The sequence below is a fragment of the Rhodococcus sp. JS3073 genome (assembly GCF_026810085.1).
Taxonomy (GTDB): domain Bacteria; phylum Actinomycetota; class Actinomycetes; order Mycobacteriales; family Mycobacteriaceae; genus Rhodococcus_F; species Rhodococcus_F wratislaviensis.
This window is the reverse complement of record NZ_CP113951.1, coordinates 2701908-2716594: the sequence shown is the minus strand read 5'-3', so window position 1 is coordinate 2716594 and position 14687 is coordinate 2701908. Positions and strand designations below refer to the sequence as shown.

At 66.4% G+C, this 14687-nt stretch carries 16 protein-coding genes and 1 riboswitch; of the genes, 6 read left to right on the top strand and 10 right to left on the bottom strand.

Features of this window, described 5'->3' with window-relative positions:
- Positions 1-7 precede the first annotated feature (7 nt).
- A complete protein-coding gene (locus OYT95_RS12165) occupies positions 8-430 on the bottom strand; it encodes an organic hydroperoxide resistance protein (protein WP_009477955.1) in 423 nt (140 codons plus the stop codon).
- 2 nt (positions 431-432) lie between these two features.
- A complete protein-coding gene (locus OYT95_RS12160; RefSeq protein WP_268791556.1) occupies positions 433-885 on the bottom strand; it encodes a MarR family winged helix-turn-helix transcriptional regulator in 453 nt (150 codons plus the stop codon).
- Between the two features lie 72 nt (positions 886-957).
- A riboswitch (TPP riboswitch) is annotated at positions 958-1062 on the top strand.
- 48 nt (positions 1063-1110) lie between these two features.
- Between OYT95_RS12160 and OYT95_RS12155 the strand changes: the two genes are divergently transcribed.
- The 3 genes from OYT95_RS12155 to OYT95_RS12145 all read left to right on the top strand — a co-directional run bounded on the left by OYT95_RS12155 (position 1111) and on the right by OYT95_RS12145 (position 4702).
- Positions 1111-1875, top strand: coding sequence for a 3-oxoacyl-ACP reductase (locus tag OYT95_RS12155; protein WP_268791555.1), 765 nt, complete (start codon positions 1111-1113; stop codon positions 1873-1875).
- Position 1876: 1 nt separating this feature from the next.
- Positions 1877-3172, top strand: coding sequence for an LLM class flavin-dependent oxidoreductase (locus OYT95_RS12150; protein WP_268791554.1), 1296 nt, complete (start codon positions 1877-1879; stop codon positions 3170-3172).
- Between the two features lie 120 nt (positions 3173-3292).
- A complete protein-coding gene (locus tag OYT95_RS12145; RefSeq protein WP_268791553.1) occupies positions 3293-4702 on the top strand; it encodes a CitMHS family transporter in 1410 nt (469 codons plus the stop codon).
- 1 nt (position 4703) lies between these two features.
- Here the strand turns inward: OYT95_RS12145 and OYT95_RS12140 are convergent, their stop codons facing one another.
- Positions 4704-4889, bottom strand: a complete 186-nt coding sequence (locus OYT95_RS12140) for a hypothetical protein (RefSeq protein WP_268791552.1) — start codon at positions 4887-4889, stop codon at positions 4704-4706.
- A gap of 140 nt (positions 4890-5029) precedes the next feature.
- On the opposite strand from OYT95_RS12140, the gene OYT95_RS12135 reads away from it, so the two are divergent.
- Positions 5030-5371, top strand: a complete 342-nt coding sequence (locus OYT95_RS12135; protein WP_037230482.1) for a histone-like nucleoid-structuring protein Lsr2 — start codon at positions 5030-5032, stop codon at positions 5369-5371.
- Between the two features lie 69 nt (positions 5372-5440).
- Here OYT95_RS12135 and OYT95_RS12130 read toward each other — a convergent pair whose 3' ends face one another.
- A complete protein-coding gene (locus OYT95_RS12130; protein WP_037230480.1) occupies positions 5441-5845 on the bottom strand; it encodes a C40 family peptidase in 405 nt (134 codons plus the stop codon).
- Positions 5846-6114: 269 nt separating this feature from the next.
- Here OYT95_RS12130 and OYT95_RS12125 point away from each other — a divergent pair, with 269 nt between their 5' ends.
- The gene (locus OYT95_RS12125) at positions 6115-6336 is read left to right on the top strand and encodes a hypothetical protein (RefSeq protein ID WP_037230478.1); all 222 of its coding nucleotides are present in this window, start codon (positions 6115-6117) and stop codon (positions 6334-6336) included.
- A gap of 27 nt (positions 6337-6363) precedes the next feature.
- Here OYT95_RS12125 and OYT95_RS12120 read toward each other — a convergent pair whose 3' ends face one another.
- From OYT95_RS12120 to OYT95_RS12105, 4 genes are all read right to left on the bottom strand, one after another.
- On the bottom strand, positions 6364-7290 hold the full coding sequence (locus OYT95_RS12120) for a VOC family protein (protein ID WP_112301197.1): 927 nt from the start codon (positions 7288-7290) through the stop codon (positions 6364-6366).
- Between the two features lie 11 nt (positions 7291-7301).
- A complete protein-coding gene (locus OYT95_RS12115) occupies positions 7302-8183 on the bottom strand; it encodes a fumarylacetoacetate hydrolase family protein (RefSeq protein ID WP_112301196.1) in 882 nt (293 codons plus the stop codon).
- Positions 8184-8222: 39 nt separating this feature from the next.
- A complete protein-coding gene (locus tag OYT95_RS12110; RefSeq protein WP_112301195.1) occupies positions 8223-9488 on the bottom strand; it encodes an MFS transporter in 1266 nt (421 codons plus the stop codon).
- A 144-nt stretch (positions 9489-9632) separates the two neighbouring features.
- Positions 9633-10997: an amidohydrolase family protein gene (locus OYT95_RS12105; RefSeq protein WP_112301194.1), complete on the bottom strand. Its 1365-nt coding sequence runs from the start codon at positions 10995-10997 to the stop codon at positions 9633-9635.
- 93 nt (positions 10998-11090) lie between these two features.
- On the opposite strand from OYT95_RS12105, the gene OYT95_RS12100 reads away from it, so the two are divergent.
- Positions 11091-12014, top strand: coding sequence for a LysR family transcriptional regulator (locus OYT95_RS12100; protein WP_112301193.1), 924 nt, complete (start codon positions 11091-11093; stop codon positions 12012-12014).
- Positions 12015-12075: 61 nt separating this feature from the next.
- On the opposite strand, the gene OYT95_RS12095 is transcribed toward OYT95_RS12100, so the two are convergent.
- Both OYT95_RS12095 and OYT95_RS12090 read right to left on the bottom strand, forming a co-directional pair.
- Entirely contained in the window at positions 12076-13575 is a 1500-nt protein-coding gene (locus OYT95_RS12095; protein WP_112301192.1) for an FAD-dependent oxidoreductase, read from the bottom strand.
- The gene (locus OYT95_RS12090) at positions 13572-14516 is read right to left on the bottom strand and encodes an alpha/beta hydrolase (protein ID WP_268791551.1); all 945 of its coding nucleotides are present in this window, start codon (positions 14514-14516) and stop codon (positions 13572-13574) included. Before OYT95_RS12090 ends, OYT95_RS12095 begins: the two co-directional genes overlap by 4 nt.
- Between the last annotated feature and the right edge of the window lie 171 nt (positions 14517-14687).

Below are 14687 nucleotides of genomic sequence, written 5' to 3'. Positions count from 1 at the left end.
GGATTTCTCAGTCTTCGGTGACCTCGAGGGTGACGTCGATGTTGCCGCGGGTGGCGTTGGAGTAGGGGCACACCTGGTGTGCCTTCTCGGTCAGTTCGAGCGCCTCGGCGCGGGGCAGGTGGGGGAGGGAGACCTCGAGGGTGACGGCGAGACCGAATCCGCCGCCGTCCGTCGGGCCGATGCCGACGCGGGCGCCGACGGCCGAGTCGGCGACGTTCGCCTTCGCCTGACGGCCGACCAGCTGGAGTGCGGAGTGGAAGCATGCCGCGTATCCGGCGGCGAACAGCTGCTCGGGGTTGGTGCCGTCGCCGGACCCACCCATCTCCGTGGGGATCGCGAGGTTCAGGTCGAGCCGGCCGTCGGACGTGCGGGCGTGGCCGTTGCGTCCTTCTCCGGTGGCGAGGGCTTCGGCGGTGTAGACGATCTTCATGGTTACTTCTCTCCTGTAGGGGTGTTGACGCTGTGGAGCGATTCGGTGAGCCGCGACAGGGTGTTTCGGAGGGCGACGAGTTCGTCGATGTCCATTCCCGTCGACTGGGCGAGTTCCGCGGGGATGTCCTCCGCGGCGACGCGGAGGCCCGCACCCTTCTCGGTGAGGTGGATCCCGACGCGGCGCTCGTCGGCGGAGGAGCGCCTGCGTTCGACCAGGCCCAGGGTTTCGAGCCGCTTGAGCAGTGGCGACAGCGTGCCGGTGTCGAGGTCGAGGGCGTCGCAGATCTCACGTACTCCGCGACCGTCCTGTTCCCAGAGCACCAGCAGTACGAGGTACTGCGGGTAGGTCACTCCCAGCGAGTCGAGCATCGACCGGTATCTCGCCGTCATCGCCCGGGAGGCCGAGTACAGCGCGAAGCACACCTGGCGGTCGAGGGCGAGGTTGTCGGTCACCACTGAATAGTTGCACACAACTAGGTTGTGCACAATCAAGAATCGGAAACGGTGATTGCGCTTACACTGTTGGCCAGTGACACGGGGTGCTGCCCGGCGACGAGCCGGACGGCTGAGAACACACCCGTCGAACCTGAACTGGGTAATGCCGGCGAAGGGATGTCGCGGAGACAGCCGTATGCGCTCATCCGATATCTCGTCGCCGACCGAACGGAAGGTGACAGCATGCAGCTCGACAAGCAGATCGTCCTGGTGACCGGCGGTGGACGGGGCCTCGGCGCCGCCATCGTGCGGTCGTTCGCGGCGCAGGACGCGCGGGTGATCGTGAACTACCGGAACAGCCGGGAGGCGGCCGAGGAACTCGCGGCCTCCCTGGGCGCGGACCGTGCGGTCGCGCTCCGGGGCGACGTCACCGATGCCGGACAGGTGGCGGCGCTGTTCTCCGCGGCGGAGGAGCACTTCGGCTCCCCGGTGACCACGGTGATCAACAACGCGCTCGCCGACTTCTCCTTCAACGGCGACGCCCGCGACAAGGCGGACGTCGTCACGTGGGATGCCTTCGACGCGCAGCTGCGTGGCAGCGTGAAGGCGACACTGCACACGACGCAGGCCGCGCTGCCGGGCATGCGTTCGCTCGGATTCGGCCGGATCGTGAACATCGGCACCAACCTGTTCCAGAACCCGGTCGTCCCGTACCACGACTACACGGCAGCCAAGGCGGCGGCGCTGTCGCTGACCCGCACGCTCGCCTCCGACCTCGGTCCCGACGGCATCACCGTCAACATGGTCTCGGGCGGGCTGCTCCGCACCACCGACGCGAGCGCTGCCACTCCCGACGAGGTGTTCGACCTCATCGCGGCGAGCACCCCGCTGCAGCGGGTCACCACCCCCGACGAGTTCGCCGACGCGGTGCTGTTCTTCGCGTCCCCGTGGTCGCGTGCGGTGACCGGCCAGAACCTCGTCGTCGACGGCGGACTGGTCAAGGACTGACATGAGCGACGCCCGGCAACTGCACTTCAACGCGTTCCTCTACAGCTGCGGGCACCACGGCGCCGCGTGGCGGCACCCGTCGTCCCAGGTGGAGCGACTCTGCGACATCACCTACTACGAGGAGTTGGCGCAGACCGCGGAGCGGGGCTGCCTCGACGCGGTGTTCTTCGCGGACGGGCATTCGGTGCGCGACCCCGCGTCCGGAGGCATGTGGTTCCTCGAACCGCTCACCGCGCTGTCCGCGATGGCGCGGGCGACGGAGCGGGTCGGACTGGTGACGACGGTGTCCACCACGTTCTACACACCGTTCCACGCCGCCCGGATGCTGGCGTCGCTCGACCACATCAGCGGCGGCCGCGTCGGCTGGAACGTGGTGACGTCCATGTTCGACGCGGAGGCGCGCAATCACGGACTCGAGGAGATGCCTCCCCACGACGAGCGCTATTCGCGCGCCGCGGAATTCGTCGATGTGGCACTCGCTCTGTGGGATTCGTGGGAGCCCGATGCGCTCGTGCTCGACCGGGAGGGCATCTTCGCGGACCCGGCCAAGGTGAAGCCGGTCGAGCATCGGGGAAAGCACTTCCTCGTGGACGGTCCGCTGAACGTGCCGCACTCACCGCAGGGTCGTCCCGTGCTGTTCCAGGCGGGCGCGTCCGATCAGGGCCGCGACCTGGCCGCCCGGTGCGCCGAGGGCATCTACGCCGTCGCCTACGACCTCTCGGCCGCACAGAGCTACTACACCGACGTGAAGCGGCGCATCCGCACGGCCGGCCGCGACGCCGACGCGGTGGTCGTGATGCCCGGTCTCGTGACCTATGTCGGCTCGACCAGCGAGGAGGCCCGGCGGAAGAAGGAGGAACTCGACGCGCTCCTGCCCGTCGAACAGTCGCTGGCGCAGTTGTCGATGTTCGTCCAGCAGGACTGCAGTGCCTGGGACTTGGACGCACCCGTTCCCGCGCTGCCGCCGCTGTCGGAGTTCACCGGGCCGCAGGGCCGGTACGACACGATACTGCGGATCATCAAGAAGGACCGCCCCACCGTGCGGTCGCTGCTGGGCACGCTGGCGGCAGGCGGCGGCCACTGCACCATGATCGGAACCCCGGAATCGATCGCCGACGAGATCGAGGTGTGGTTCCGCAGCGGCGGGGCCGACGGCTTCAACCTGATGCCGCCGCTCTACCCGAACGGCCTCGCCGACTTCGTCGACGAGGTGATCCCCGTCCTGCAGAAGCGGGGGCTGTTCCGCGCGGAGTATGAGACAGAGACTCTGCGCGGCCATCTCCGGGGTCGCCCGTAGTTGCCACCACAAAGAACACAACCTTCTCTAAGTACGCAACAGTGACTGTGAGCGTCCCTCCCCCCGACACTGGCTGTTATCGCGATCACACCACGACGCGAGTTCGGACGAGGAGTGGCAATGCTGGTAGCACTCGGCTTTCTGATGGTGGCCGTGTTCATGTTCTTGATCATGTCCAAACGGGCCACTCCCGTGGTCGGGTTGATCGCCGTCCCGGTCGCCTTCGGTATCGCGGCCGGGGCGGGCCTCGGCATCGGCGACATGATCACCGACGGGATCAAGGCGCTGGCACCGACGGCCGCGTTGCTGTTCTTCGCGATCATCTTCTTCGGGATCATGATCGACGTCGGCCTGTTCGACCCGCTGGTGAAACTCATCCTCCGGCTCGTCCGCAACGACCCCATGCGGCTCGTCGTCGGCACCGCGGTGCTCGCGATGGTGGTGTCGCTGGACGGTGACGGATCCACGACATTCATCATCGTGACGTCCGCACTGCTGCCGCTGTACATGAAGCTGAAGGTCAGCCCCGTCGTCCTCACGGTGGTCGCCGGCCTGGCGAACGGCGCGATGAACATCGTTCCCTGGGGTGGGCCGACGGTCCGGGCCGCCGCGGCGCTGGGAATCTCGCCGTCGGACGTGTTCGTCCCGATGATCCCGTCGCTGGTGGTCGGACTGCTCGTCGTGCTGCTGTTCGCCGTGCAGCTGGGCTACAGCGAACGCCGCCGCATCGGCACGCTCGAACTCACCGACGAACGCCTCCTCGTCTCCGCAGGCTCCGGCCTCCGCCGGTCCGCGACCGGATCCGGATCCGGGGGCAACGGTGACACACCCCGAACCGGTGGCGGCTCCGGCGACGCCGGATCGGACGACGGCCAGGGCTTCGTCGACGGTCTCGATCCCGAGCGGCCCACGCTGCGGCCGAAGCTGCTGTGGTTCAACGCGCTCGTGACCGTGGCGCTCCTCGTCGTGCTCGTGATGGACGTGCTGCCGATCCCGGTCCTGTTCATGGTGGCCGCGTCGATCGCGCTGACGGTGAACTTCCCGCGGGTCAAGGAACAGCAGGAAGCGATCACCCGCCACTCGTCGAGCATCGTCTCCGTGGTCGCGATGGTGTTCGCCGCGGCCGTGCTCACCGGCGTGTTCCAGGGCACCGGAATGGTCGAGGCCATGGCGCAGTGGCTGCTCGAGATCATCCCGGCGTCGCTCGGACCGCACCTGGCCGTCATCACGGGCATCCTGAGCCTGCCGTTCACGTTCTTCATGAGCAACGACGCCTTCTACTTCGGCATCATGCCCGTGCTCGCCGAAACGGCGGCCACGTACGGCATCGAGCCGGTCGAGATGGCCCGCGCATCCATCACCGGCCAGACGTTCCACATGCAGAGCCCCCTCGTCCCGGCCATCCTCCTGCTCGTGACCCTGGCGGGTGTCCCGCTGGCCGACCATCACAAAAAGGTGCTGTGGCGCGCCGCACTGGTGTCGCTGTCGATGCTGGTGATCGGTGTGGTCCTCGGGCAGATCCCCTGGTGACCTAGTCCTCGGTGTCGGTGTCGGTGTCGGTGGCGGGCCCCTCAGGGGTCGCGCCACCTTCGCCGCTCCAGTCGGCGCCCGAAGTCTTGTCGTCCTCGGCCGGATCGGACATCACATCCTTGTCCGCGCCCGGGGCGCCGCTGTCGGTGGTCGTGGTCTTCGGTCCGGATGCGTCCTTCGGTGTCATGTCCGACGAATACCCCGACAGCGAGGTGCTCCAATCAGGCGGACCCGGGTTTGCAGTTCGAAAACTCCGTCGGGGATTGGCAGGTGAACAATACTTCGACGTAGTGTTCCCCGGGTTATCGACGATGAAGGAGTGGAACTGTGGCGCGCAAAGTTGTTGTCGAACGCATCGACGACATCGACGGAACTCCGATCAAGAACGGTAAGGGGGAGACCATTCCGTTCTCTGTCGACGGCGTCGACTACGAGATCGATCTGAAGGTCAAGAACGCCAAAGAATTCCACAAGACTCTCGACTACTACATCGAACATGCAACTCGGGTCGGTGGAAGGAAGCGTCGGCCGACTCCTGCAGTGGCACCGTCTCAGGGGCGTAGCCAGGCGAAGGAAATTCGAGAATGGGCGACGTCGCAGGGGTACGAGTTGTCCACGCGTGGACGTATTCCTGCCGAGATCGAGGAAGCGTACAACGCCGCTCACTGAGCCACGGTTCCGCGGGTGGTCGGCGCCTCCGGTCGCGCTGTCGGGGTCGGCTGGGGGGCTGGTCGGCCGTCAGTACCGGCGCGCTGCGTGAAATGACATGGAGCTCATGGCTACTCGCGTGACCGGGCGTCCCGGAGCGGGTGCGTGGACAACCATATCGTTTCCTGCGTAGATCCCCGCGTGGCCGCCCCCGTAGAAGAGGACGACGTCACCGGGCTGCAGGTCGCTCGCGTCCACGGCGGTCCCGTGTCGGAGTTGCTCGTAGGTGGTGCGCGGAACCGGTATGCCGGCCTGCTTGTAGGCCCATTGGACGAGACCGGAGCTGTCGAAGGCGCGGTGGTCACCGGCGCCGAGGGTGCACGGGATTCCGATTCTGGATGCGGCGGCGTGCAGTGCCTGGCGCCCCGGCCGCACCGGAGGCGGGCGGAACGTGTGAACCAGCTGATATCCGTGGTTCCCGGTGTGTGGGTTCATGCCGTCGTTACTCCCGTGCACTCGGTGTGGTGTCGCTGCTTACAGAGTGGTCCTCGCGCGGTCTGGGTGCACCGGCCGAATTACCCGGAGACGTGCCTGTCTTTCGCTGCCTCCGGCGCCGGATTCGACGGCCGGCGACGAAATCATTCGATCTGGTCGGTTTGGTACTCGCGAGTAGTGCAGGCCCCTCGTAACGTCGAACGGGTAATTGTTAAGTCAAAAGGAGTGGTCCGCTACGTCCTGTGGACTGGGATGAAGGAAGGCGGACGATGACGATCCGAGAATCGGCGAACTGTGCTTTCGGTGTCGCGCGCTTGGCGTTCGACGCGGGAGCTGCCCTCCTGTCCGTCGTCGTGGCTGTACCGGTTGCCTTCGCCGCGGGCGAGGCACGATCGATGGCACACACGGCACGCGGCGACATCGCGCCGGCCCCCGGGCCGTCGGACACCGAGCATGTGCACGACCTGGGGACCGTCGTCGAACTGATCTAACCGGCACCCAATCCCGCGACCGGCTCGTCACCCCGTGCTGCTGTGTGCCCCGGTCATGAGGGCGGCGAGGTCGTCCGGTTCGAGGAACGACGGGGGCGGCGGCGGCCCCCAGGCGTAGAGGCCATGAAGTCCGTGCAGCACCTCCGGGCTCCAGAGTTCGTCTTCGGGGACGGTGTCCATATCGGAGTAGTACTCCGAGAAGTTCCCGGCGGGGTCCTTGAGGTACCAGAAGAAGTTCGCGCCGGCATAGTGCCGGCCGAGACCCCAGATGTGGCGTTCGGGGTTGCCATCGAGCATCGCGTGGGCGCCGCGCCCGACCTCGTCGATGTCGTCGACCTGCCAACTGGTGTGATGCATGAAGTTCACCGGTGCGGACATGACGAGCACGTTGTGATGCTCGACCGAGCAGCGCAGGAACGCCGCCTTGTCGCCCATGTAGTCGCTGACCTGGAAGCCCAGGCCCTTGGTGAAGAACCGCATCGTCGTCTCGAGATCGGTGGACCCGATCACCGCGTGCCCGAGCTTGCGGGGACGCACCGGCTCGGCGCGGGTCAGGAACGGGGCCCGGCCCCAGCGGTCGATCCGGCCCGGACCGTTGTACGGCGTCGGCAACACCGCGGGCTCGATCACGATCCGGGGCCGGATTGCGACCCGCACCCGGGTGCCGGTGACCGGTTCGACGGCACCGACGGACGTGCCGTTCCGGTCGATCGCCACACCGAGCCCGCTCAGCCGCCCCGTGATCGCGGCGATGTCGTCGGGGTCGTCGGCGGCGACCGTCAACTCGACCAGTCGACGCGTGGGCGCGTGGACGATCTCGAGTTGGTCGCCGCCGTTGCGGGTGGCGAACACCCCGCCCCCGCGGTGCCCGAGACCGAAATCGGTGTAGTAGGCGATGGTGTCGTCGACGTTGGGGACGCCGAGGGTGACCTTGCCCAGTCCGTGCAGTGGCATGATCGCGTCCTCTACTTCGCGTCGGGGTGGGCGACGAACCGCTGGTGCAGCTGACCGATGCCGTCGATCCAGCTGTCGAGTTTCTCGCCGGCCTGCAGGAACCGCTGCGGGTTGCGGCCGACACCGACGCCGGCGGGGGTGCCGGTGAAGATCACGTCTCCCGGGTAGAGGGTGACGGTGCGGGAGAGGGCGGCGATCAGCGTCGGGACGGGGAAGATCAGGTCCCGGGTGCGGCCTTTCTGGACTTGTTCGCCGTCGATGGTGCAGCCGAGTTCGAGGTCGTCGGGATTGGTGAACTCGTCCGGGGTGACCAGCCAGGGGCCTTGTGGGGAGAACCCGGCGTAGGACTTGCCGAGGCCGAATTGCGGTGCGGGACCGCGGGTCTGGGTGATCCGTTCGGAGATGTCCTGGCCGGCGGTCAGGCCGGCGACGTGGGACCAGGCGTCGGCCTCGTCGATTCCGCTGGTTTCGCGGCCGATGACGGCGACGAGTTCGATCTCCCAGTCGACGTTGCCGCCGGCGGGAATCACGACGTCGGTGTCGGGGCCGGTGAAGCTGGAGGCGTACTTGGTGAACACCGGCGGCAGGTGGGTGGGGGATTCGAATCCGGATTCGGCGGCGTGCGCGTGGTAGTTCAGGCCGACGGCGAACACCTGCCGGGGAGCCGGCGACGGTGCCCGGAGGAGGGACCGGTCGATCGGGAAGCTCTCGTCGGCGAAGGCGGAAAGATCCTGTTGGGCCGCCCATCCGGTGATGTCGGCCCACGCCTGGTAGACGCCGGGCAGTTCGGGTTCGAACCGGCCGTGGGAGGCGTGGGCGATGTCGACGCCTCGCTCGGAACCCTCTTCTCCGATGACAAGGGCTGCACGGTTGTCGATGTTGGCGATACGCATGAAACGAGGTTCTCCTGGAGCGTTGTCTGTTGTGTGTGGTCAGAGGTCTGCGTTGACGGAGGCGGGTGTGGGCTTCGTTTCGGAAGGGTCGGGAGTGACCCGCCTCGGTCCCCGCGGGGACGGCAGGGCAACGAAGGCCACGGCGCACAGCACCGTCAGCGCCGCGACGACGTAGAGGACTGCGGTGTAGCTTCCTGTTCGGTCCACCACGGCACCGACCCACAAGGGCGCGATGCCGCCGCCGAGGACGAACGCCATGTAGGGGCCCGCATAGGCCTTTCCGAAGGCGGCGAGTCCGAAGTACCGGGAGGTGAAGTAGCCCACCATATCCAGCTCGGCTCCGAGCATGCATCCCAGCGTAAAGGCCAGGACGGGGGCGAATCCGACTCCGCCGACTGCGAACAGCACGACGCCGGTGGCGCACAGAAGGCAGAGCGAGGCTGCGACCGCGGTCGGCCGGAGGATGTCGATGAGCAGTCCGATCACCAGTCGGCTCAGAATGACCGCGAGTCCCATGATCGAAGCGATCGATGCCGCGCCGCCGACGCTCATCCCGTACTGCCGAAGCATGGGGACGAGGTACGGGACGAGGCCGGTGAAGGCGACCGACATCAGACCGAAGGTGAGAATCAGTCGCCAGTAGAGGGGGTTCCTGCGGATGGTGGCGAAGTCGTCGCCGTCGTCGGCCGGCCGGCCTGGCGTGCCCTGCGTACTTCTGCTTCGGGGTGCGACCTTCAGGAGGAAGAGGGTGGGGAGGGTTCCGGCAAGCGCGATGCAGGCCAACGTGAGGTAGCCGAGTCGCCATCCTTCGAGTTCGATGACGCGGCCGATGGCGACCGGAATGATGGCGCCGGAGAGTCCCATTCCCATCATCGTGATGCCGAGTGCGAGGCCTCTGGCGCGGTCGAACCAGCTGCTCACTGCTCGGGTGAAGGCAATCGGTCCGGAACTCGCACCGAAGAATCCGATCAACGCCATCGCTGTCATGTAGGCCGGCACGGAGTGCACGACCGTTCCCAGTGCGGCGAATCCGGTTGCCAGACATAGTGCTCCGGCAATCGTCGGCACCTTGACTCCGAACTTGTCGACGGCGTACCCGACGACGGGGGCGGCGAGTGCCATCCCGAAGGTCAGCAAGGTGATGGACAGCCCGTACATCGCAGCGCTGAGGCCGATCTCCCTACCGAGATCGCTGGTGAACAGACCCGCCGAGTAGATGGCGAGCCCGGAGACCCCGGTGCCGACACCCACGGCGGCCGCTGACAGAGTCGGCCACCCGCGCCGGAATTCGTCCCCGCGTGACATGGTCAATGCCTTGCTCCTTTGTTGCGGTGGTGATGACCATCACTGTTCCTGTTCTCGGGTTATCCGGGAAGCGGTAACTCGTGATGGAGGGAATTTGTATGGTGAATACGTCCTGTTCGGAGGGGTGTCCCGCCCACGCGAGTCCTAGCGGGCGGCGCGTCTCCCCAGAATCCGTCGCTGTGATGCCGCCGCCGAGTTCACGAGAGTGGACGGGTCACACCCGATCATTGCTCCGGCGCGTTTGACGAATCGTCCCCCGACAAGCACGGAATCGACATTGCCCTCGTGGGCGGCGAGAACCGCGGACGCCACCGGATCGAGCACGGGCGCCACATTCAGGTCCGTTGCACGCACCAGGATGATGTCGGCCTGCTTACCGGGAGTGAGTGAGCCGATGCGATCGCCCTGCCCGATCGCTCTCGCCCCCTCGATGGTGGCGAAAGCGAGCACATCGTGCAGGAGCAGCTGCGCTTGATCGGCCGCGACGGAGCTGTGACCACCCCCCATCCACGACCGGTGGTAGCCGAAGAGCATTCGCATCTGCGTGAACATGTCTCCGCTGCATTTGGTTTCGGTGTCCCCGCTGAGGCTCGGTCGTACGCCGGCGGCGAGCATGCGGTCGAGGGGGATGTCGCCGATGCCTTGCGAGTTGAGCTCGCAATGCACGCCGATCGACACGGTTGCACCTGTCTCGGCGATCATCTCGAGTTCGGCGTCGGAGGAGCGGCAGCAGTGCACGAATGTCAGGTCGTCGGCGAGCAGGCCCGCCTCGCCGTACTGCGCCACGGCGTGGACCGGTTCGTTGTGCGCGTACGCACCGGCATGCACCGACGTGCGGATGCCCAGGTCACGCGCAAGGGCGAGGTCGGCCTGCCACACCCCGGGCGCTGCCATCTCGGGGCCCCGGGCCGCCATCGCCAACGTCACGAGTCCGCCCGGGTCGGAGAAGTGCTCCTTTTGCAGCCGTTCGATGTCGGCCGGATGGGGGAGCGTGCTGTTCTCCGTCCACCGCCCGTCGTCGAGCAGCGGCCATCCGTGACCGAAGACGGCACGGATGCCGGCCTCACGCAGACCGGTGACCGCAGCGTCGGAATGCTCGGCTGAATTCTGGATGTGAGACCAATCGAAGAGGGTGGTCGTCCCGGAGCTCAGCGCCGAAACCGCGCCGAGGAGGTTTCCGACCCTGACGTCCTCGGGTTCGTACGCCGCGCCGATTCCCCTGAGCATGTCGTCGAAGTATTGGAGGGGGTCGAGTTCGGCGTATCCGTGCCGCATGACGCTCTGCCAGGTGTGGCGGTGAGTGTCGACGAATCCGGGGAGCGCGATCATTCCGTCGACGTCGACGACCTCGACGTCCGATCCGACGTCGATCCGCGAGTCGATTTCTGCGATCAGATCGTCGCTGATCAGGATGTCGGCTCGGTCGAAGTTTCCGATCGCCGGATCGACGCTGACGACCGTTGCTCCCCGGAGGAGTGTGCGGCGTGGTCGGGCATGACTCGGGTCCATGAGTGTCCTGTTCGGAGAGAGGCAGATTGACTGCCCTCAGTCTCATTTTCCCGCGGTTATTTGGGAATGCCGGGTCGCTTATAGTTTGTATCCATGAGCTCGATACAGCGGATCTCCGGCCATCGCGCCAAGCTGGACCTCAACCTCATCGTGTCCTTGGACGCGCTCCTGCGCGAGCGAAGCGTGAGCCGCGCGGCGATCGAAGTCGGTCTGAGCCAACCGGCGATGAGTGCCGCGCTCGCGCGGCTTCGGAGGTACTTCGGCGACCCGCTGCTCGCTCGGGTGGGCAACTCGTATCAACTCACGCCGCTCGCCCGCAGCCTGGTCGAGCGCACGACGGTGGCGATCTCGGCAGTCGATCGAGTGCTCGACGCCGAGCCGGGCATCGAGATCGAACGGTCCAGCCGCGAGTTCACCCTGATCATGTCCGACTACATGCTCGCCGCTGTCGGAGACACCATCACCCGCGACCTGCTGTCGCAGGCTCCGCACCTGCGCATCAACTTCGTGCAGTTGCGACCGGAGATCGTCGATCGTGCATCGGACAGTCTCCGCACCGCCGATGCCCTGGTCGTGCCCCGTGGCTTCGTCAGCGACCTGCCGTCGGTCGACCTCTTCTCCGACCGGTGGGTCTGCGTGGTGGCCGAGGACAACGAGCACGTCGGGGACGCAATACGGTTGGACCAGCTCACCGAGTACCCGTGGGCTGTGTTTCAGACGCATCCCCATGCCGCGACGACACCGCTGCATCAGGTCAGGGCGCAGGGAGTCGAACCGTACGTGCAGGTCGTCGGCGAAAACTATCTGGCCCTTCCGTATTTCGTCGCCCACACCGATCGTATCGCTCTTCTGCCGGAGCGATTGGCGGCCCGGATGAGCGGTGGAATGGGAATTCGGCCGGTCGAATTCCCCTTGACCCTCGCCCCACTGAACCATGCGCTGTGGTGGCACCCGATGTACAACGCGGATCCCGAACACCGCTGGCTCAGAGCGCAACTCGCCAAGTCACTCGCCTGAGTGCCGACCTCGGCGTGGGAGGGCCGCCTCGGGTACACCCGATGCGACCCTCCCGGACACCTCATTCGACGGCGAGACACCGCTTGATCGCCAGCTGGGCATCCTCCCGCGCGGGGGCGTCGGCGCAGGCCCAGGCGATGTACCCGTCGGGCCTGACCAGCAGGCTCTTGACGTCTTCGAGTCCGCTGGGTGCGAGAACGATGTGGCCGCTGTGTGCGCGGACCGGCGCGCCCTGCAGGGCGAGGTCCGCGTAGGTTCCCGCCCCGGTGGCGTCGATGAGGACGAGAGCGTGGTCGCGCAGCATCTCACCCATCCTCGTCGGACCGCTCCCGGTGACGAGATCCAGATCAGGACAGCGGTATCCGACCATCGGATGCTGGCGCGAATCAGCAGGGTAGGGGAAGGACAGCCCGTTGAGTTCGAGTCCGATTCGACGATTGACCTCCGGAATGGGCAACAGTTCGCGCTCGAACATCCGCTTGAACGCCACCCCCTCCGGCGTGAAGTCGAACTGGACCGAACACTGCGCTGCGACACTTCTCAGCAGCGCCTCCGCCACCGGGCGGCGTTCGGCCTCATAGGTTGCCAGGAGCGCCGGCCCTGCGTGTTCGTTGATGACCGCGGCGAGTTTCCAACCGAGGTTGAACGCGTCCTGGATGCAGAAGTTCATCCCGACGCCGCTGGCAGGATAGTGGATGCGGGCCGATTCACCGACGAGGAATACTCGACCCTGCTGGAACTTCGTTGCGATTCTGAGCGAATCGGTGAAACGAGACGCCCACACCAGATCGTCGAACGGCAGGTCTTTCTCCAGAACGTCGGTGAGGCATCGGCGGACCTCGTCGGCCGTTACCGGCTCCGCCGCCGGGGCGTGCCTGCGCTCGGCATGCACGATGTTGAACCGGGTGATGGACTCGTTCTCGCCGAAGGGAAACGAGGTGACCCAGCCCTTGTCGTTGTCGATCATCCGCCGTGCTTCGGGCCAGGGCCTGTCCATTCTCAGATCTGCCACGATTCCGGTGAATGTCGGCCCGTGTCCCTCGAAACCGAGACCGAGCTGCGACCGCACGATACTTCGCCCACCGTCGGCGCCGACCAGATAGTCGGCCGACAGGCTCACGGGTCCGTCCTCGGCCGCCGCGGTCACGGTCACGGCGGTGGACTGCTGGACGACGGATTCGACAGTCACGCCGTGCTTGACGACGACTCCGAGACGGAGCGCTTCCTCGAGCAACAGTTCCTCGGTGTGATTCTGGGGAAGAACCAGCCGAAACCCGAACCTCGATTCGAGGTGGCGCCATTCCACGGGTTGCATCCCGGCCCAGATATGAACGGGAATCAGTGGGTTGGAGCGAATGGTCGCGGCCCTGTCGATGAACGTCTGCGCAAGGCCCCGGGAATCGAGTAGCTCGAGAACTCTCGGCAGAATGGTCCCGGCCCGCGACTGCACCGGCTGTGTTCGACGTTCGAGGACGACGACGTCCACCCCGGCCCGGGCCAGTTCGGTTGCGACCGTCAGACCTGACGGTCCGCCACCGACGACTACTACTCGAGCGGTCATTTCGAATCAATCTCCTTGTTGTACGGCATGGCGGGAAGTGAGGGTGTGTGGCAGGACCGTTCCAGGTGTTCGTGCAGGAAGGCGGCGACTTCGGCGATCGTGGCCTCCGTGTCGAACGCGGGGTCCTCGTGATTGGCACCCTCGAGCAGGTGCAGGCGCACCGTCTCCCCGCGGCGTCGAAGTTCCTGTGCCATCCGCCGGCTCTGTTGCACCGACGTGACCGAGTCGCGTGTTCCGTGGAGCAGGAAGACCGGCACGTGGATGTCGTGTGCCTTCGCAAATGGGCTGATGGCGGCGAGTTCACGATCGCTCACCGTCGACTCGTCGACCCCCAGCAACCGGGCCCTCAGGTAGCGAGACGACGGCGGTGCGGGGACCCCCGCCGGCCAGTCCTGCTCGAGGATCTCGTGCGGTATCGGCGAGCCCGCGTCCGGACGGTCGAGGTCGCCCCGGGAGGTGAGGTCGTAACATCCGAAGTAGCCGACAACGGCCTGCACGGGTGGACCGGGCAGATCGTGCGGTGCCCGAGGGATCGCTGCACCGGTGGTGGCCAGAAGCGCGAGATGGGCGCCCGCCGACGCTCCCCAGAGAGCGACACGAGTCGCGTCGACCCCGAAGGCTTGCCCGGGACCTTTCAGCCACTCGAGCGCGGTCGCGATGTCGATGATCTGGGCGGGGAGGGGAGCCGCGGTGGAGGGGCGGTAGTCGATGCTCGCGACGGCAAATCCGTGCCGCGCGAGCCGCTCCGCCCGCGCGGCATGACTCTTGCGCGACCCGATCATCCAACCACCGCCGTGCAGGTAGAGGACGACGGCGGGGGCGGCAACGTCGATCGGCAGAGTCAGATCGACTCGGAGGACGTGCCCGCCGGGACGCCCGAACTCGATGTCGGGGCAGGATTGGATCTCGTATCGGGCGGGCTGCCCGACCGGGGTTCTCACGTTGACGTCACCTCTTCGCCTGGTCGCGGGTCCACTCGGCGATGTGGCCCGTGGCTCAAGGGTGGCGGATCAGGGAGTATTCGGGAATCGGCAGTTCTATATGGAGGGAATCCATCGGGCGAATAGCTTCAGTTCGGGGTGATATTCGGTGTCGGCGGAGGACAACAGGCC

Coding starts and splice junctions, on each gene's coding strand:
- OYT95_RS12110 (WP_112301195.1), bottom strand. CDS start 9,488: ATGTCACGCGGGGACGAATTCCGGCGCGGGTGGCCGACTCTGTCAGCG.
- OYT95_RS12120 (WP_112301197.1), bottom strand. CDS start 7,290: ATGCCACTGCACGGACTGGGCAAGGTCACCCTCGGCGTCCCCAACGTC.
- OYT95_RS12140 (WP_268791552.1), bottom strand. CDS start 4,889: ATGACACCGAAGGACGCATCCGGACCGAAGACCACGACCACCGACAGC.
- OYT95_RS12130 (WP_037230480.1), bottom strand. CDS start 5,845: ATGAACCCACACACCGGGAACCACGGATATCAGCTGGTTCACACGTTC.
- OYT95_RS12100 (WP_112301193.1), top strand. CDS start 11,091: ATGAGCTCGATACAGCGGATCTCCGGCCATCGCGCCAAGCTGGACCTC.
- OYT95_RS12105 (WP_112301194.1), bottom strand. CDS start 10,997: ATGGACCCGAGTCATGCCCGACCACGCCGCACACTCCTCCGGGGAGCA.
- OYT95_RS12165 (WP_009477955.1), bottom strand. CDS start 430: ATGAAGATCGTCTACACCGCCGAAGCCCTCGCCACCGGAGAAGGACGC.
- OYT95_RS12145 (WP_268791553.1), top strand. CDS start 3,293: ATGCTGGTAGCACTCGGCTTTCTGATGGTGGCCGTGTTCATGTTCTTG.
- OYT95_RS12150 (WP_268791554.1), top strand. CDS start 1,877: ATGAGCGACGCCCGGCAACTGCACTTCAACGCGTTCCTCTACAGCTGC.
- OYT95_RS12155 (WP_268791555.1), top strand. CDS start 1,111: ATGCAGCTCGACAAGCAGATCGTCCTGGTGACCGGCGGTGGACGGGGC.
- OYT95_RS12095 (WP_112301192.1), bottom strand. CDS start 13,575: ATGACCGCTCGAGTAGTAGTCGTCGGTGGCGGACCGTCAGGTCTGACG.
- OYT95_RS12125 (WP_037230478.1), top strand. CDS start 6,115: ATGACGATCCGAGAATCGGCGAACTGTGCTTTCGGTGTCGCGCGCTTG.
- OYT95_RS12115 (WP_112301196.1), bottom strand. CDS start 8,183: ATGCGTATCGCCAACATCGACAACCGTGCAGCCCTTGTCATCGGAGAA.